The following is a 19,296-nucleotide window of genomic DNA, read 5'->3' as shown; positions in this document are numbered from 1 at the left end:
TTCCAACACCATCAAAATCCTGATTCCCCGTGTTTCTGCTCACAGCAGCCAACCTTCGTTTTTTTCAACCTTAATCTGCGAACCGTAACGCCATTTTTTTAGGCAGCGGGAGGACTGGTATCGTGACAACACAAGAATTTGAGGCACAACTTCAAGGACAGGTTGTCGAACTCGTTCGGACCCATTTGGGAACACTTCAGCAACAGATCATCCAGATTCAAGCCCAGGTTCAAAACGCATTTAATCAATTCCTCGAACAATCCGAAGCTCAACTTGAATCGCTCAACCAGGACCAAACCCTGGCTGAACTGGTACAGGCAACGGTGGCTCAAGTCTATGCGGCAGGCATTGCTTCCGTTCCACCTCCTCCGCCAGCACCACCCGCCCCTCCTCAATCAAGCTCGGATCTGGCCATTGTCAAGGCTTCGATTCTTGATATTCAAAGCCATCAAACCCAGGCTGATGTTTTAACGGCACTGGTCAACCACACCGCGAATTTTGCCCCTCGGGTGGCACTTTTTATTGTCAAAGCTGGAAATGTCGTCGGGTGGACCGGGCGTGGATTTGAAGGAACAGTTGATAATAACAGCATCCGGGGTCTGAGCGTTTCACTTCAGGCTGATACCCTGCTTCGGACTGTTTTAAGCAAACAATCCACTTTTGCGGGCCAGCCCGCTGACCAGGCCGACAATCTGCTTTTGATCAAACGGCTAGGCGAAGTATCACCGGAACGGATTTCAGGAATTCCGCTTCTGGTGCGAGGTAAAGCGGCAGCCGTGTTGTATGTGGACTCCGGTGTTCAGGCCGGTGATGCCATTAACCTTGAAACACTTGAAATCCTGGTGAATATCGCTGGCATGACGGTGGAAATGTTGTCGTTGCGAGGTCGCTCGGCAACATCACCCGCCGCCCCAGCCCCCGAAGCAGCTCATCCGGCCCCTCCTAAAGTTGAAGCACCAGCACCACCTCCAGTACCAGAACCGGCACCAGTTGTTGCAGCGCCGGAACCAGAACCAGCACCTGCAGAACCGGCGCCAGAACCACCAGCCGAGCCAGAACCGACACCCGCGCCACCTCCGGCACCTTCCTGGGCGGAACCTGTTCCCGCGCCGCCAGCCGCGCCAGCGTGGGCCGAACCTGTTCCCGCGCCACCTCCGGCACCTTCCTGGGCCGAACCTGTTCCCGCGCCACCAGCCGCGCCAGCGTGGGCTGAGCCTGTTCCAGCGCCGCCAGCCGTGCCGTCGTGGGCCGAACCCGTCCCTGCGCCACCTCCAGCACCTTCCTGGGCCGAACCTGTTCCCGCTCCGCCAGCCGTGCCGTCCTGGGCAGAACCCGTCCCCGCTCCGCCAGCCGCGCCAGCGTGGGCTGAGCCTGTTCCAGCGCCACCAGCCGCGCCGTCATGGGCCGAACCGGTTCCTCCGCCACCTCCAGCATTTACTCCACCAGCACCTGTAGCTTTTCAGCCCCAGGCATTTACACCTCCGGCACCTGTGGCTTTTGAAGCTCCAGCTTTTCCACCACAACCAGCACCAGCCTCATTTCAACCGACCAGCTTTGCACCTCCCCCACCTCCCCCACCTCCTCCCCCGGTTGCGGTTGAACCTCCAAGTTTTGCGCCGCCGCCTCAGGCGCCCCCACCTCCTCCTCCGCCAGCCCAGTCTGTTCCAGTCGCTGGCCGAACAGGCCGGTTGTCGGTTCCAATGCCGGATGTCAGTGAAGAAGAGCAAAAGCTCCATAGCGATGCTCGGCGCTTTGCACGCCTCCTGGTATCTGAAATCAAACTTTATAATGAATCAAAAGTTATCGAGGGCCGGAAGAACAACGATCTGTATGATCGGTTGAAAGAAGACATTGATCGCTCCCGGCAGATGTATGACAAGCGGGTCAACCCGGTGGTTTCTACTCGTTTTGACTATTTTCACGATGAATTGGTGAATATTCTTGGCGGTGGAGACCCTGAAAAACTAGGTCGCGATTGTCCAGGCCCTCAGCTTGGAGGCTAGTCACAAGCGTTCAACCTTACCTGCTGATAAAAATGGTTTGGGGTTTAGGATTTCGGAGATACGGCTCATCCAGACAAACCTGGTGAGTTCACCAAATCCTAAACCCCAAACGTATTCCTGGACTTATCCTTCTTGAGTGTTTGATTCAATTTTTCAGACGGCAACTCGCCATCTGGCTGTGGGAAGCCACATTCCGCTTTGATTTTCCAGGCGGGTACAGTGCCATCTATCGCCCATTTTCAACTCTAAAATCCAAATCAAAAAGTGACAGCTCAGACTGTCGCCCACTCAGTGAGCAGATTTGAGGTGCATCCCCAATCACTCTCAAACCATCTGTTGAACTGAAGCCAGCACCAACCATCCGTGGTGCGGCCTGTTTTTTCATTCTTAATTCCATTTTGGAATGACCCCAACGTATGAGCAAAAGGCTAACCTGTTGATAAAATTGTATTTCCCTCAGCCCTTAGCCCGATACCCTCAGCCCTATATGGTATGACTAATCCCAAGATTGGTTTCTAAAAGTACTTTTCTCACTTTGTCAGGTGAACACGGCAACATTTCCCCATTGCGGCGAGACACTATGAATCTCTTCTCTCGATTTTTCAGACTTCTTCGACAATCTTCACTGGGATTGGTCCCGATTGTGGCCAGTTGTGTTCTGGTGGCGACCTGCGCGGCGGCTCGCCCAGCCACGCCCGAAGAACGGACCAGGGCACTCACTGATTTGCGACGTGAAGTGGCCAAAGCTGGCAACCAGCCTTCGGATTCGGCACTTGCCTACTTTGAGCGAAATTACCCCCAATCTGAAGCGGCCTCATTAGCCCGATTTCGACGTGGCTATGATCATTTTATCAAGCAAGAATATGACGAAGCGGCTGACTTGCTGGATGAAAAATATATTCAGGCAAACAGTCGCTTAGGCGCCTATGCTTTGTTTTACCAGGGCCGGGCGCTTTTTGAACTTGGCAAATTTGCCAGGGCTCAACAGGCTTTTTCACGAGCCGCAAGTTCATATCCCAACACCCCGCTGGTCCGAGACGCCCAACTGTGGGCTGGTAAATCCGCGGCACAGAAGCTTGATCTTCAAGGTCTTGAACAGGAATTAAAACCATTGCTGGATCAGGGTGATGGAGCAGCCCTCCTGCTGGTGGCCCAAACACTGGAAACACAAGGAAAATCAACGGAAGCAACTGGAATGTACCAGCGACTCTATTTTGAGGCGCCACATTCAACCGAATGTTCCGTGGCAGTCAGCAAGCTTCCGCTGCTCGGCATTGCCCTTGATGCACCTGAAATGATGAATGCCCGGCAATGGCAGATTCGAGCGGACCGCCTCTTTGAGAATAAGCAGTTTGTCAGTGCCGCCGAAGCTTATGCCCAGCTTGAAAAACTGAATCCTTCAGCCCTCCAGGCTGATCAAAACCGGCTCCGATATGGCATTTCACTGGTAACGGCTCAAAAATATCCAACCGCAATTCCTTATCTCAACCAGATCAGCTCCAAAAATAAAGAATTGTATCCAGAAGCTTTATTTTATCTGGCGAAAGCTGAACGCCGGGCGAACCTGCCTTCTCATGTGGGTACGACTGAACGGTTTTTAAGCCTCTACCCCAAACATCCACTGGCTGGCGAAGCACTGGCGGATCTGGCTGCCTTTCAGGAAAAACGTGGACAAGGTGTGACGTATTATGCCCGGCTCATGCGTGAGTATCCGAATGAAAAAACGGGCGACGACTATTCTTTCAAAAGAGCCTGGAAAGCCCACGAAGCCAAAAATTATGCGGCAGCCGTCAATTTTCTGATCGAACATGTGGGCAATTACCCTGATTCGGATTTTAAAGGAAAAAGTGCCTTTTGGGCGGCGCGTGATGCCGAACGAATCAACGACCTGGAGCGGGCACTCGCCTTGTATGAGGCTGTTTCCAAACGCTATATCACCAGTTTATATGGCTCGCTGGCTTCCGATGGCGTGAAACGAATCAAAGCCCAATCGAACCTGAAACCAGCCAAACTCTCACCCTCTTCGGCACTTGGGCGAGCCCTCAATAATGTTCAACCGGCCCAGGTTCCACCTGAAACCGCTGGAAAAGAGGCTGATGCTTTTTTGAATCGAGCATCGGATTTGCGAATTATCGGCCTGATGGATCTGGCCATGACCGAACTTGAAGCTGCCCGCAGCACGGCTCCACGGTCACGGAAAATCAACCTTGAAATCGCCCGGGTGAATCGTGACAAAGGTGATACGCTGGCGGCAATGCGCTCAATTTCGCGGGCACACCCCGATTACCTGTACTATCAAGAACATCAACTCTCACGCGAAGAATGGGATCTGGTTTTCCCAATGGTCGAATGGGAAACCATTCAACGTGAAGCCCGTGCCAATGGACTTGATCCATTTATTGTGGCGGGATTGATTCGCCAGGAATCAGTTTTTAATCCACGCGCCAAATCCCGAGCCAATGCCCTTGGATTGATGCAATTGCTTCCGTCCACGGGTCGCATGGTGGCCAAAAAATCCAGCGTCGGGGCCATTTCTGAAGAACAACTGTACAATCCCAGACTGAATATTCAACTTGGCACGATTTATTTGTCAGATATGGTGCGAAAATTTGGCCGGTATGAATATGCTTTCGCCGCTTACAATGGCGGCCCGGGACGTGTCTCCAAGTGGCTTCAAACCCTTCCCAGCGATGACCTGATTACCTGGGTTGAATCAATCCCAATTACTGAAACCCGGCTGTATGTTCATGGCGTGTTGCGCAATGCCTCCCATTACCGCCGGCTCTATGGCGAGAAAAGCCTGAACCCACAACCCGAGTAGAATGAAGAATTTGGTTAGTGGTTAGTGGTGCCAGTTAAGAGTTGAAGCGGTTTTGGGGGTTCAGCCCAGGAACTGGACGGAATAATGAAAGCCTCGGGTGGAGCGGAGCGGAATCCGTGGAAAACAGAATCGGTGGCGATGAATTCCGCCGTTGCCCAGGCCACGCTGACCGGTGATGGAGGCCACGGATTCCATTCGCTGACGCTCATTGCACCCGAGGCTTGAAGACTGTCATCCGCTTCGCGGATTCAAAACCAGTCTTTTTTCAACCCTTAACTCGCATCACTAAGGGATCATTAAAAAATAAGTTCCTGGGAGCGTGGTCACCCTTTTACGTTCAGGTTTTTGGTTGTGCACCGCGAAGCGTTGCCGTTCGGATAGCCGGTCGGTTGGCCGCTTTGGGCCTACCACCGGGAACAACAGCCCTCTCTCTTTTCCCACTGCTGCCCCCGCCCCGCAGGGGCAGGAGCAGCAGCGGGAAAAAACCTTGTGAGCTGGGCGAAAGGACAAAAAGGACGAAAAGGACAAAAAGCACATTCATTTGAACCCGTGGAAGATCAAATGCCGGGAAATTTTTCATCCCTCATCCTTCATCCCTCATCCCTTGTCTTTTTGCCTTTCAGGATGCTCAATCCAAATGCCTGATTCCCAAACGAAAACGGGAAGTTGATTTTTTACAGTCTCTAAGGTCCGGGCGGTTCAACCAACTCAACACAAATTTGGAGAATGTATGCCCAGCCTCCTCAGTCAATCCAGTTCGACTTGTGGTTTCACACAAGGACAGATTGGGAGCGTACAGGGTTACCGATGTACAGTGTTGCCAAAGGCTTTTTCCGCGTTCATACCTTCCTTTTCCGCGTTCGACGAAATGTTGGCCGGTGTTTTGGATCTTTTTGAAAATACTGTCATTAATCAGGCAGATTCACCAACGGCAATGTTTGACCCTGGAGGCTCACGCCGCTGGTATTGAATCATTTGCCGACGCAATGCCGGGCCAAAAAAGAAGGTGTTTCAGCCTATGAAAAAATATATTCGTCACATTCTTATCGGTTTAATCATTTTGTTGCCGCTGTTTATCGGGTTGCCCTCAGCCCGTTTAGCTACAAACGGCCCCCGTCAATTCACGCCGACTGGATTGCCCTCGGAGGCAAGGCAGTTCGATTTCTGGCTCGGCAGATGGAACGTCGCGATACCTGGAATCAATTTTCCGGTACAGGACGTCATCACCTCTTTTGGACTTGGAGGCGGAATTGCAATCCTTGAAGATTTTAGAGCGGGGGCGCAACCCATTGGCACCAGCATCAGTCTCTACAGTCCCAAAACCGGAAAATGGTACCAAACGTGGTATGACACCGACCAATTGTTGATTGAGATGGCGGGCGGGGTTCAGGACGGAAACATGATCATCCAGGGCCCCCACTTCGGCACTGCCACCGGGGAAAGACTGCTCGGACGAATTACCTTTTCCAGGATCACAGCTCAGAATCTCGATTTTTTGTACGAAGTATCGACCGACAAGGGAAAGACGTGGCAGTTGAGTTTGTCATCTCGTTTCACGAGGATGCCCGGCACATTGCCCCCGCCTGCAGGTGGTTTGGGGGTGTTGGGGGCCGAGTTGAAAGCCAGGTCCGGCACATTTGTCCCGTCTGTGTTGCCATCCGGATTTCGTCAATTTGATTTCTCGGTCGGGGCATGGAACGTCGTCATGTCTGATCGTGCAGGAACCAGCACGGCAAAAATTTCCAATTTCGGGTTGGGCGGCGGAATTGCTGTATTGGAGGAGTTTGAGGGGCCTGACGGATATGTCGATACGAGCGTGAGTCTTTACAACAATGAGAACAAGCTGTGGCGCCAGATTCGACTTGATTCGAATGGTCGCCATCTTGAACTCGTCGGCGAAGTAAAAGATGGGAAAGCGGTTCTGACCGGCGACATGCTTGATTCCCAAACCGGAAATACGGTCCTGGTTCGGATGACGTCCGACGGGGTGACACCGTTCGGATTCAAGCGCACTTTCGAGGTTTCCCAGGATTCCGGAGCTACCTGGACACTGCAATCGACGGCTGAATTCATCAAATCCGGCAATCCCGTGCCTGATTTCGATCTCTCAGCGTCACCCGAAACGCAAACCGTCATGGCTGGCGGGTCAATTGGATTTACGGCGACCGTCACGGGCAAAGACGGGTTTTCACAACCGGTGTTGGTGACGGCAACAGTTTCCCCAGCCACCGATACCATGAAAGCTTCGGTATCGCCCGGACCGGTCGTTCCGGGTGGAATGGTAGATGTTATCGTTACCACAACCAGTCTTACCCCGCCAGGGAATTATCTCGTCCAGGTCGTTGGGGAAGCAGGGTCGCGCAAGCGAAGCAGAGCCGTCGTCTTGACCGTCAATCCGGGTTCGTCCAACCCACCATCGGTGACCCCGATTGCCGATCAAACTGTAGCGCCGGGCGAGGAGCACCTGGTCCCCGTTATGGCCTCGGACGCTGGGAGCACAAGTGGATTGAGGCTTTCGGCCTCGGGACCGGCCTATGTAACCTTCACTGACAATGGAAACGGAGCCGGGGTATTGCGGATTGCTCCTTCAGCGACTGAAACTCAGGGTGGACGTGTCGTCGTGACCGCCACAAACGCAGCCGGACTCACTGCCCAAACGTCGTTTTCAGTTACGATTCAGGCGCCCGATTCTCAAAATCCGGTTGTGTCGAACCTGGCGCTTTCGAAATCCAAGGTCAAGCGAAAGAAAGACCCAACCCTCCAAATTACCTGGACCTCGTCCGACAACACCGCTGTCGCTTCACAGTCCATTGCCTATGCCGGGGAGGGAGAGAATTTCGCTCTGACGGTCATTGAGGGACTCGCAGGTGATACAACCTCTTTCACCTGGACCGTTCCCGCCTCACTTGGGAAAACGAAGACCGGTCGCATCAAAGTTACTGCCCGTGACACCGCCGGAAATCTCGGCGACGCGATCAGCCCGCTATTTACAATCAAATGAGTCAGGGCCTGAAACCCTTAGTACAAGTCCCCATAAAAGGGGGATGCAATTCAACCACTCACTGGGAGAAATATTGGCTTTCGCCCGGATGGGCGCTGGACAATAGCCGGTGGTTTGCCGCTTTGGGCACACCACCGGAGCTTCGGTCCGCAGTGGTTTGCGCCCGGATGGGCGCTGGAAGCTGGTTCGGGTCCCGGTTTTCGTCGAATTTTCGGCTGCTGGCTCACGACTCTTGTTCCAGCGCCCATCCGGGCGCGAACCCGTGATGGCGGCTCTGTCCGGTGGCCGCGTGTCCAAAGCGACACTTGCCACCGGCTATTGTCCAGCGCCCATCCGGGCGAAAACCAATATTTCTCCCAGTGAGTGGTTGAATTGCATCCCCCTTTTATGGGGACTTGTACTTAGGGACTGTAAAAAATCAACTTCCCGTTTTCGTTTGGGGAACGGGTATTTGGATTGAGCATCCTGAAAGGCTGCAGTTCGGATAGCTGGTGGTTGCGAGGCTTTGCGAGCTACCACCGGGAACAGGTTCGTTCTCTCCAGTGCTCCCCCGCTTCGCCCGTGCCCCTGCGGGGCGCGGGCGAAGCGGGGGAGCAACAAGGGGTGGCCTTTGGATCCGGTGGTAGGCCCAAAGCGGCCAACTGACCGGCTATCCGAACAGCAACGCTTCGCGGTGCACAACCAAAAACCTGAACCTGAAAGGTCGCCTACACCCCCAGGAACTTGTTTTTTAACGACTCCTAAATTCTCTGTCTTTCACTATTTCACTATTTCGCTCTGCTTGCTACTTCACAACTTCTATCGAAATTGATTGCTGACCAGTAATTAAAAAGTGGGCTGAGGGAAGTTCTTTTTCGACCAGAACTGAACTCTTTAAGGGTTGATATTCGCTTGAGATACGGTCACTGCTGAGGGTCGCCAGCATGGAAGGCGGGAGCGAGGGCATTTCCTCGTTATTGACCACGGCCCCGGCTTCTGCTCGGAGCAGTCGGACATACAGGCGGTTATTTTTTCGAAGCTGATTGATGAACCGAACCAACTGGGCTGTATCTTTTGGTTCTGGCAGGGCCCGGCGTTCGCTTTGGCCGATGGTTGCACCATCCCCAACTGAAACCGTAGCCATTCCCAATCTGGCATCGGCGGGGATATCAATCGGAATTCGTTCGACAAAGGTCTGGCCGTTTGCATTACGGGCAAATGCCTGAATTTCAATGGCTTCCCCGCGTCTGACCTTCGTTTTGCTGACCCAGATTCGTTCGAGCGAGCCATTGGTTCGGGCATCACTGGCTGTCACGTTGAGGGTCACACCTTTCACGTTGACATCTTCGAACCCAGTTCCGAGCAGCACACCAAGGGGTTGGGAAACGGAAAGGCCAATCAATCCGGCTGGATTGAGGCGTGAAGTAAAACTATTGCTCAGATCAATTGGCGCATGGCCTTCGAGTTGAATCTGACCTTTCGAATGGAGGGTCAGATCACCGAGCGCCCGTTCAGTTGCGGTTAATCCACTGGAAACGCCAAGACTGACCAGCAGTGGGGTAAGAAACGAATCGTTAATGACTTCGAACCGGTAGGTCCGTTCAGCGCCACGACTGGTGGTGACATGTAAGGTAATTGGAATCATCGGCGCCGCCTGCCCCAACTTGCCTCGAATCGCGGTGGTTCGGTCCTGGTTGATCATTCCAACTGGAGGACCTGGAACAGTGAGTTTGAAGGAATTGTTGATATTTGGAACGACAGTTACCACCGACCCTTCAGACATTGGAAATTGAGTTGTCCCAAAATTTAAAAAGGGGTGGCCGAAGGCATACACCTGATCGCCATCTCGCCAGGTCACGGTCCCACCAGCGGCAAAGCTGAAATCTCCTCCCGCCAGCAAAACGCTGATCGTGGAGCCAGGCAGCAAGGTGGTGTCGTCAAAGGGTTTCAAACCAGTTCCCATCGGGGCCGCTCCGCTCAAGCCTGAAACCAGCCGAAAGCCAAGGGCTTCAAACTGGGGTGCGTATTGGGCCAGGATGTCATTTGGAACACCTGAAACCGAAATCGGAGTCGCAATTGGCATTATGGTTTGCCCCACCAGCGAGGCCAGACCTGGAGTATAGGCAGCTTCGGCACCTATCAACACTGGGGTTTGTCGCTGACTCAATTCAACTGGAACGGAAGCTGGCTTCACGGTGGCTAAGTCCTGAAAACTAAACAACCCGCGAGCTGAGTGAACTTCCGATTCCCCGGTTTCAAAAATGGATAACATTTCCTCGATGGGGGTCACACCACCGAGCGGTTCTTTTGAAAACGGGAAGCTGAACGCAATCGCGCCAACCAGCTTCCCATTGATAAAGACCGGGCTGCCGCTCATTCCAGCAAACACGCCGGTTCGTTCGGCATTGGCGCCCGACAGCCGAATAATGATCGAAGATTGAGTCGGTGTCGGCAGCCCATAGAGCACACCCAGCACTTCGACACCAAACTCTTCCATTTGCGAGCCCTGGAAAATGGTTCGGGCGATCCCCTTCATTCCGGACTTCACTTCTTTTAATGGGAGAAATCGAGGATCGCCAATTCCCTTTTTTTGAGGTTCAGATGGGTTTGATACGGCTGATTGGTTCAATCTCTGTTTTTGAGACTGTTTGGTGTCAGAACTCGGAGCAGCCTGGGCACCAGGCTGGCCGGATAAGGTTGCGGATTTCGTTTGGGCAAAAGTGAATCCAACCGAATGAAAACCAAGGAGTGTCACAACACCGGCGACCAAAAGACTCTTTCGAAACGACATAGACTGAACCTCAAAACTAAAAGTCAGTACCACCTGCGTCAGCGGGTGGAGTGTATTACTTGTAAACCCACCCGCTGACGCAGGTGGTACTGACACGTTTTTCATTCTGGATTAGCGGGCACCGGCAGCCTTGCCGGCAAATTTGAGTTCCTTGAGCAAATGAGTGGCACCAGCCATTTTTTCAACCAGGAACAGAACGTACCGGATGTCCACGCTGATGGTGCGTGCCAGTTCCGGGTTGAAGGCATAGTCGCTCCCCAGACCTTCAAAGTTCCCGTCAAAGGCAATCCCGATCAACTCACCCCGACCATTCATGATCGGTGACCCCGAGTTCCCTCCGGTAATGTCGGTGGTTGCCAAAAACGCAACCGGTACATCGCCAAATCGAGGATCGCTATAACCACCCACATCACGTTTTTCAACCAGTGATTTGAGTTCAGCCGGAACGTCAAACGGTTCAGCACCGGTATCTTTGTCAACTACTCCCTTGAGAGTGGTGTAGTAACGGTAGGTTGCTCCATCAAATGGGGTGTAGCCGAGCACTTCGCCATACGTAAAGCGCAATGTCCGGTTGGCATCCGGATAAATTGGATCCGTGCGGCGGAACAGCGTCAGGACTTCGATATATTCAGCCCGGAGTTTGGCGACCCGCGTGTTGTACCCTTCGGTGCGTTTGGCAATTTCAGGGATTTCTTTCGCGGCGCTCAACAGGAAATTGATGACCGGGTCATTGAGATCACGCATCTGTTTGGCTGACATGTCAGCCAGTCGAGCGACCCCATCGGCAGATGACAGATTTGGGTGATTGACAACCTTTTCAGCAAAGTCTTTCTCGGCCTGAATGCGGGCCTCACCTGTCTTGCCTCGGAAGAGGTTTTCATAGACTTCCACCTTTTGGTCAGCAGGCAGTTCGCGAGCAAACTGGAACAACATTTCATAGATTCGCTGCTCAATTTCAGGCTTGCGATCTTTGAACACAACTGGAATTTGCTTTTTCAACCCCATGGCAATCGCTGGCGGGATGGTTCGCTCAGCTTCAGGTTTTTCCTGATCCATAGCAAATGTGGCGGCAAAAATCCCAGTTGAAAAGGCTGGGAAGCTCAACGGGCTGGACAGGGCATTGACCAGCGTGTTACCGACGATGGTCCGCCGCCATTTTTCATTCACGTTGTCGAGTTTAGAGAGCACATCGCCATACTTCGCTCTCATATCGGGACGCGAATCAATAAATTTGGCCAGTTCGGCTTCTTCAGCCCGCCGACGGGCCAGCAGGTTGGAACGTTTGAGTCCTCGGATTGCGCCGTCAAAATTCTTTTGCGTATTGGCCAGACCAGCCACCAGCGAAGCCAGTTCGAGTTGCAGTTGCCGGTTGTTGCGTCCGGCTTCGCGCAACAGTTCAATGCGGGCGGTGTAGTATTTAACCGTAAACGGCAGTTGGACTTCAGCCGTATTGGCCAGGGCAGACGCTTCGAGATAGCGCGAAGTTTTCCCTGGATATCCCATAATCATCACAAAGTCTTTTTCCTTGTAGCCGTTAAGGGAAATCGGAAGGAATTTTTTGGGACGGTACGGCACATTGGTTGGTGAGTATTCAGCCGGGCTGCCATCTGGCGCTGAGTAGACACGCAGGAACGTGAAATCACCTGTATGGCGTGGCCACTGGAAATTATCAATGTCGCCACCAAACTTTCCGATGGCCAGCGGTGGAGCATACACCAGCCGGACATCCGGATAGACTTCATACACATACAGGTAGTATTTCAACCCGCTCAGCATCGCCACCACCTGGCACTCATAATTCTTGCTCGTCTGAGCGGCTTTGATAAGGTCGCGGCGTTTGGTTTCAATGGCCGCGTTGCGCTCTTCGGCATTCATCTGGTCAGTGACCCCCGCCAGCATGTCAGCGGTTACATCACGTGCTTCTTTCAAGATTTTGCAGCGGTAGGTTTCATCTTTGATCGCGATTTCCTCGGCTTCGCTTTTTGAGACAAACCCATTTTTCAAGTAGTCCTTTTCCGGAGTGCTTTCAGTCGCAATCGCCTGGAACGCCACGTGGTGGTTGGTCAAAAGTAATCCACGGTCTGAAACAAACTCAGCCGTGCCCCCATCAACAATCACAATCGCATCTTTTAAACTGGGGGCGGTGTTTGAAAAGACGTCTTCTGGTCGCAAGGTAAAGCCTTTGGCTTTCATCTTTTGGAGCAGTTGCCGGTTTCCAATCGTGTCAGGCAGCCACATCCCTTCGTCAGCACGGAGCGGCAGGGCTTGCCCCAGCAGCACAACGGTAAGTAAAACAGAGGCCAATATTTTCAGTCGCATTCGTTCTCCTTGTTTCCCTCCTGGTCAGGGATACTCTTTTGAAAAAGTGTAAGCAATTGCCAGTGATTCAGATTTGTGTCTGATCGGGGAGCTGTCACCTTTGGATAAATGTTTGGCGCTCGAAAAGATTGGAAAATGACAGGTTTCCGGCAATTGATAACGGATGAATTCGCTTGGCGGAACCCCAAGCTGTGGTACAATAGCGCCTGTCTTCCTAACCTATCAAGGGCATCTTTTCCGAAATCAATCAAGGGGTTAAGCGCATTTTCTGCTTCATCACCCGAAGCTTTGTGGGGACGGCTCCTCCCCGTTTCATTCAGCCACCTTTTGCGCTGAAAATTTAAAAGCGAAACCCTGTAGCAGTATGCTTCGAATGAACTTTGAAACCGTACGTGTGCCAGATTTCGTGCGGTTCGTCTGTCGGTGTTTGACGGTGGGTGCGGTTGGGTTGCTGATGTTTTTGGCCGCTCCTTTGCGCTATGACTATCACGCCCAACAACCAACGCTGCAAAATGTCTCCATTTCCCACGAACTGGTTGAACGCGCCACGATCTTGCGGCAGACCTTCGCCAATAATCCCAAAGTTGCACACACTGAAACTGAATATCTTGACCTGATCGGCATCTACCAGCGTGCGGTCCGCCTTGACACCGAGCAAACCGTCGGCGATGCGGCACTCATTGGTCAGGCTGAGGTTTTTCGGGAGATGGGATCGCGTTTTCAAAAAACGCGGTATTTCTACAGTGCCATCGGGTGCTACCAAAATCTGCTGGAAACCTATGAAACCAGTCCACATACCACCCGCGCACTCATCAGCATTGCCCAAATTTACGAACACAACCTCCAGGAAATCAGTCAGGCGGCACGTGCGTATCAATTGATCGTCGAGCAATACCCCAACTCGGTGAGTGCCCGCGAAGCACTGGCCAGCCTCGCCCGAATCGGCACGGTATCGGGTGATCAAACAACTGGTGAAAATGTACTGTTTGCCCAGTCGCAGGATGATCAGGCCGGAATCACCACCATTGGACAGATTCGCCACTTTTCCGGCCCGGATTATGCCCGGGTGATTCTCGATCTCAGCATCCCGGGCACCTACGAACGATCCTTAAATGGATCCACTCTGGTGTTGAAGCTTCCTTCAGCCAAAGTTTCCCCGCTCCTGGCTGGGCGACCAGTTGTCGTTACCCCCAATGGACTCTTGAAAAATATCCGCTACTCATCTTCAACCAGCTCGGTTGAAGTCGCGATTGAGTGCACCCAACTGCGTGATTTCGCTATTTTTGCACTCGACGACCCACCGCGGTTGGTGGTTGACCTGCGTGGGTCACGCTCGATTGCCGAAGATGCTGAGATCCTGGCCTCGACGACACCTCTTCCCTCAATCAAAGGCGCCCAGCAAACAGCGGCGGGCGACATTACCCTGATGCGGGCCCTGGGGCTGAAAGTCAAACGGATTGTGATTGATCCGGGTCACGGAGGCTCTGATTTGGGCGCTACCGGCAAAGACAACATTTATGAAAAGGATGTGGTCCTTGATATTGCCCTTCGACTCAGGGCAGCCATTCAACAACGAATGAAAGATGTCGAAGTCATTTTGACCCGTGATAGCGACCGATTTATTCCTCTTGAAGAACGAACCGCCATTGCCAATACCAAACAGGCCGATCTTTTCATTTCAATCCACACGAACTCCAGCCCATCGAGCCTGGCCAGCGGGGTTGAAACCTACTTCCTGAGTCGTGACGCGTCCAAGGAAGAACTCGAAGTCGCCACTCGTGAAAATGCGACCACCTCACGCAACGTCAATGACCTGCTTGATTTACTTCAGCAAATCGCGCTCAACAACAAAGTTGCCGAATCCCGTGACTTTGCCCAACACGTTCAAACCAATCTGGTAAACGGGTTAACCCGAGTCAGTCCTCATTCCGGGTTGAATCGAGGAGTGAAAAAGGCGCCGTTTGTGGTGCTGGTCGGCACCACCATGCCGAGCATCCTGGCTGAAGTTTCATTTATTAGCCACCCCAAGGATGCCGACGCCTTACGAACAATTGAATTCCGCCAGACGATTGCCGAATCACTCTTTAGTGGAGTTCAGAGTTATGTCGAGACACTTTCGAAAGGGCTGGAAACAAGCTCTGGAAATTAAGGTGTGGAGTGCGGCCCACTTGACGCCGCTTTTATTGTTTTTACATTTCCGCTCCAAAAACCAGTTGACACCGGCTTACATACTTTGTTATTTTGGAATCCTAACATCTTAGGCCGAATCGTATTCCTATTTAATCCTGGAAATCATTGCAATGCAATGAGATTGTACTTCTCTTTTTGAGAGAAGATGGGTCTATGTCCTTTTTGCGAAGGACTCAGGGTTGATTGATTTATGGCTGTTTACAGTCAAAGGTTGTTTTATGAAATTGACCAACACTTTGTTCCATCGAAGGAAGCCCGTTCTTTTGGCGCTGATGGTGCTTCTGGTGCTGATCGGTGTCGGCATCGGTTTGACCGGTCGGAGTTCGCAGGCCAAAAGCGGTCCGTCGTCGGTTGCCGTGCCCACTCCAGTCCCGACCCCGGTGGCGGTGGCACCGCTTCCGGCCAAAGTCCAAAGGGACAGGTGGGCTGGATCGTGGTCTATGCCACGCCATTTGGGTTTGAACCAGCCGAGGTGACCGTTCCCGCTGGAACCCGTGTCCTGAATGTGCAGACCTGCACCGGAACGCTGGTGGCCCCGACCTATCGGTTGACGCGCCAGGTGCTTCCCCGCTCGACCTTCCCCAGGAAGGCAACGACGCCAAGGTGGAACTGGCGTTGACTGCTGGAGTCCATCAACTCTCCGATCCGGCCAATGCCGATTTGGGAAGCTGCACCATCACGGTTACGCCGTGAGATCAACCAATAAAAGAAAAGATGAGCGCTGGCCTGGTTAGAACTGGCGTCGGTTCATCGTGGGTCTTGACCCCCGTTTCTATTTTTTTGAGATTTTTCAGTGATGTCTTTTATGCGATTCAACTCCGTCCGCTGTCTGTGTGTTTTGTTCTTCGCTGTCTTCATCGTGCTTCATCTTTCATCCGCGTCGCTCTGGGCCCAGGTGTCGCCATCGTCGGTGACGACGCCGTCCTCGCTGGCCAAGGGCGTGCCTCCGTTGGGGAGCTATGATGGCGGGTCTTTCGATACCGTGAACCTTTACAATGGGAATCTCTCGATGCGGTTTCCGCTGGGGGCACTGTCCGGACGCGGCGGGATGACGGCGGCGGTGGTGCTGTCATACAACGCCAAGCTGTGGCGGGCGGAACAGAAACGACGACCCGTGTCGCAGGGCGCGCCTCCGGGCACCGAACTGGATCCGGTTTCAGTTCCGGTGTTTCGCGAGTGGGACACGGGCGTGCCGATGATTGCGCCGGGATGGCTGCTCCACGCGGGGCGATTATCAGCGCGGCAGAGTGGGTGGAACGACATTCCAGTCGCGTGCGGCGATGCGGGCGGCGCCGGGTATTTTCCGCGCTACATCTGGACGCTGACGACGATCACGTTCACGGCACCGGATGGAACCGAGTATGAATTTCGCGACCCGGTGGCGAATGGCGCGCCATTGCTGGTCAATGGCTGCGAAGGACTGTCACGCGGAGCAACCTGGGTCTCGACTGATGGAACCGCCGCCACATTTTACAGCCACGACGGGAACGGCAACCCGGTTGAGATTCGGGATCGGGCATCCAAACTCGGTGCGGGAAGTGTCCAGCCCTTCTTGAATGGAACGGTGGTGCTGCGCGATGGAACACGCTTCACGATTGACCAGAACCGGGTTGTGAAACAACAAGACCGCAACGGAAATGTGATCCGGTATGAATATCGGCCAAATTCGTCCATCCTGACGAAAATCATTGACACGCTCGGGCGGGAAATCCAGATCCAATACAACGTCCAGGTGTCAGGCAAGGACCTGTTGATGCGAGTGACGCTGCCGGGAACCACTGAGGCCGGAACTGCTCGCACGATTGATGTTGAGAAAGATCGGCTGGGGGATCTACTGGTGGCCAACGAAACCATCAAGACGATTGGCCAGCTCTTCCCTGAAGCCCAGTTCTTCCAAACCCCTGAAGTGTTTAATCCGGGCCAGATGCCGGCGGCGATTACGCTGCCGTCAGGACACCAGTGGCGGTTCCGCTATAACAGCTATGGCGAAATTGCGGAGGTCGAGACCCCATCCGGTGGCAAGGTGCAGTACACGATGGAGACAGAGATGCAGTCGCCCGGACCGGTCTACAGTTTTGACCCGCAGATTTTCCGGGTGGTGAAAGAACGACGAGTGTATGCCGATGGGCAAGCCCTGGAAGGAAAAACCAGTTACCACGCGAAACGCCTGGACGGCGACCGCCATCAGGTGACCGAAGTCCATGAAGGTGCGGAGAATGAACGACTCCAGGTAGTCCGCCACCGGTTCAAGACCGCGCCACTTGATCCACCGCTTTTCAACGGCCAGACCAGCACCCGTCCGCCGCAGCTTGGGTTTAAAACGTGGCAGGAAGCCAAGGAAATTGAAACAACCGTGTTGCCGCCCACAACCAGCAACTTTGACGCGGAAACCGGCTATTTGCAGCAGACGCGCTACACGTTTGAGCAGCGGGAGACGGTCACGTGGTCGCAAGCCCAGGTGTGGCGCAACCCGGCCAATCTGGATTCGCAACCGGCGCTGGATGTGCGACTGGTCAAGACGGTGATGGAGTGGGAAAACGGACAGAAATCTGAGACGCGGATGACCTACGACGAGTACACCAATGTCGTGGATGAAACGGTGTTTGACTACGACGGGAAGAAGCTGCGGCGGGTCAATCGGAGCTATGTCACCACGCTTGGGGGAAGCAATTACGCCACGAACAAAAACATCCATTTGCGGTCACTGCCGAGCCAGGAAGCGATCTACGGGTATCATCCAGATACCCAGGCGGAAAGCCTGGAATCGAGAACGGTGTATACCTACGACCAGTACAGCGGAGAGCTGGCGGCGGGGCTCGTTGGGCGGACCTTTGCGCCGACGAGTGTCCACAATACCAATCCCTATGGAACAAGCTGGACAACACGCGGCAACGTGACCAAAGTCGAGGTATTCGACAAAACAGGCGCGAAACTATCGGATTCATTCTCACAGTACGACATCGCGGGAAACGTGGTCAAAACCTTCGGTCCAGCGAATGCCGCCAGCCAGCGGCGGGAAACGACGATTGGGTATACCGGCGGACTCTTCAACCATGCCTATCCAAATACCACTTCGGTGACGGTTGGCGGCGTGAGCCTGGCGACGGTCACCACCTATGACCTCAACACCGGGTTAGTGCAAGACGAAACTGGAAATAACGGAGAAACAACAACGTACGATTATGTTGACTCGCTGGACCGGCTGACGCGGGTGAATCGTCCGGCGGGGATGGGATTCACGACCTACGGCTACAGCGCGGCGGGCGACTATCCGGTGTCGGTGACGTCAACCGTAGCGATTGACGGAAGTCAATCATTGACAGCCACCAGCGAGTTTGACGGGATGCTCAAGCCGATTCGGAGCGAACGGCACGACCCAACCGGAATGGTTTTCTCTGAAACTGAATATGACGGGATGGCACGACCGGAAAAAGTGTCGAATCCCTATCGAACCCTGGATGATGAGACCTATGGCTGGACCGGGAGCGAATATGACGGGTTGTCGCGGGTGGTGCGAGTGACGACGGCTGAAGATAAAAACCTGAGCCAGTCAACCGGGACGGTGATGAGCAGCTACGCCGGGCCGGTGGTGCTGGTCGAGGACCAGGCCGGGAAACGCCGTCAGAGCCGGAGCGATGCGCTGGGACGAGTCCGGGAAGTGGTTGAAGATCCAGGCGGATTGGGCTACGTGACAACCTATGGTTATGATGCGCGGGGAAATCTGCTCCAGGTGAAGCAGAGTGGGGGACGCAACGAAGACCAGACCCGAAGTTTCAGCTATGACGGAATGAGCCGGCTGCTCCAGGCCAATGTTCCGGAAAGTGGAGTCACCAGTTACCAGTATGACCCGGCGTCGAACCTGACGCTGCGGACGGATGCCCGACAGGCCCAGACCAGCTACACCTATGACATTCTGGGACGGTTGCTGGTCAAGAGTTACACGGTCACGGGCGATGTCGCGCCGACGCCGACGGTCCGGTATTTCTACGACCAGGTGAGTAACATTCCAACGGCGGACCGGCCCGCTGAGTTACAGGACACCAATGCCAATAAAGGCCGAATGGTTGGAACAGTTACGGACGGAGCACCGACTGACCGGCAAGGAATGTTTTATGAATATGAAACCAACGGGCGGGTAACGCGCAGCCTGCAATGGTTGGATGGAGTCGCCTACCCGATGTCGGTGGCAGGT

General features: G+C 53.7%; 10 protein-coding genes. 8 read left to right on the top strand and 2 right to left on the bottom strand.

Going from position 1 to position 19,296, the window contains the following annotated elements; translation table 11 throughout:
* Nucleotides 1-122: 122 nt before the first annotated feature.
* From HY774_07605 to HY774_07585, 5 genes are all read left to right on the top strand, one after another.
* Nucleotides 123-2,003, top strand: a complete 1,881-nt coding sequence (locus HY774_07605) for a hypothetical protein (protein MBI4748340.1) — start codon at nucleotides 123-125, stop codon at nucleotides 2,001-2,003.
* A 580-nt stretch (nucleotides 2,004-2,583) separates the two neighbouring features.
* Nucleotides 2,584-4,824 carry a transglycosylase SLT domain-containing protein gene (locus HY774_07600; protein ID MBI4748339.1) on the top strand — a complete coding sequence of 747 codons (2,241 nt, stop codon included), beginning with the start codon at nucleotides 2,584-2,586 and terminating at the stop codon, nucleotides 4,822-4,824.
* Between the two features lie 84 nt (nucleotides 4,825-4,908).
* Complete coding sequence (locus HY774_07595; GenBank protein MBI4748338.1) at nucleotides 4,909-5,049, top strand: hypothetical protein; 141 nt, start codon at nucleotides 4,909-4,911, stop codon at nucleotides 5,047-5,049.
* 793 nt (nucleotides 5,050-5,842) lie between these two features.
* Complete coding sequence (locus tag HY774_07590; GenBank protein MBI4748337.1) at nucleotides 5,843-7,825, top strand: hypothetical protein; 1,983 nt, start codon at nucleotides 5,843-5,845, stop codon at nucleotides 7,823-7,825.
* A gap of 109 nt (nucleotides 7,826-7,934) precedes the next feature.
* A complete protein-coding gene (locus tag HY774_07585; protein ID MBI4748336.1) occupies nucleotides 7,935-8,285 on the top strand; it encodes a hypothetical protein in 351 nt (116 codons plus the stop codon).
* Between the two features lie 324 nt (nucleotides 8,286-8,609).
* On the opposite strand, the gene HY774_07580 is transcribed toward HY774_07585, so the two are convergent.
* Both HY774_07580 and HY774_07575 read right to left on the bottom strand, forming a co-directional pair.
* Nucleotides 8,610-10,595, bottom strand: coding sequence for a hypothetical protein (locus HY774_07580; protein ID MBI4748335.1), 1,986 nt, complete (start codon nucleotides 10,593-10,595; stop codon nucleotides 8,610-8,612).
* A 111-nt stretch (nucleotides 10,596-10,706) separates the two neighbouring features.
* On the bottom strand, nucleotides 10,707-12,914 hold the full coding sequence (locus HY774_07575) for a S46 family peptidase (protein MBI4748334.1): 2,208 nt from the start codon (nucleotides 12,912-12,914) through the stop codon (nucleotides 10,707-10,709).
* A 373-nt stretch (nucleotides 12,915-13,287) separates the two neighbouring features.
* Here HY774_07575 and HY774_07570 point away from each other — a divergent pair, with 373 nt between their 5' ends.
* The 3 genes from HY774_07570 to HY774_07560 form a co-directional block, all read left to right on the top strand.
* On the top strand, nucleotides 13,288-15,063 hold the full coding sequence (locus HY774_07570; protein ID MBI4748333.1) for an N-acetylmuramoyl-L-alanine amidase: 1,776 nt from the start codon (nucleotides 13,288-13,290) through the stop codon (nucleotides 15,061-15,063).
* A 231-nt stretch (nucleotides 15,064-15,294) separates the two neighbouring features.
* Nucleotides 15,295-15,723: a hypothetical protein gene (locus HY774_07565; GenBank protein ID MBI4748332.1), complete on the top strand. Its 429-nt coding sequence runs from the start codon at nucleotides 15,295-15,297 to the stop codon at nucleotides 15,721-15,723.
* Nucleotides 15,724-15,909: 186 nt separating this feature from the next.
* Nucleotides 15,910-19,296, top strand: a 3,387-nt coding sequence (locus tag HY774_07560) for an RHS repeat protein (GenBank protein MBI4748331.1), incomplete at its 3' end; no start/stop codon positions are given.

It is taken from the genome of Acidobacteriota bacterium (assembly GCA_016208495.1).
Lineage (GTDB): Bacteria > Acidobacteriota > Blastocatellia > Chloracidobacteriales > Chloracidobacteriaceae > JACQXX01.
Note: the sequence above shows the minus strand (reverse complement) of the source record. Positions and strands in the feature narration are given on the sequence as shown.

Coding starts and splice junctions, on each gene's coding strand:
- HY774_07565 (MBI4748332.1), top strand. CDS start 15,295: ATGGCTGTTTACAGTCAAAGGTTGTTTTATGAAATTGACCAACACTTT.
- HY774_07575 (MBI4748334.1), bottom strand. CDS start 12,914: ATGCGACTGAAAATATTGGCCTCTGTTTTACTTACCGTTGTGCTGCTG.
- HY774_07570 (MBI4748333.1), top strand. CDS start 13,288: ATGAACTTTGAAACCGTACGTGTGCCAGATTTCGTGCGGTTCGTCTGT.
- HY774_07600 (MBI4748339.1), top strand. CDS start 2,584: ATGAATCTCTTCTCTCGATTTTTCAGACTTCTTCGACAATCTTCACTG.
- HY774_07580 (MBI4748335.1), bottom strand. CDS start 10,595: ATGTCGTTTCGAAAGAGTCTTTTGGTCGCCGGTGTTGTGACACTCCTT.
- HY774_07590 (MBI4748337.1), top strand. CDS start 5,843: ATGAAAAAATATATTCGTCACATTCTTATCGGTTTAATCATTTTGTTG.
- HY774_07595 (MBI4748338.1), top strand. CDS start 4,909: ATGAAAGCCTCGGGTGGAGCGGAGCGGAATCCGTGGAAAACAGAATCG.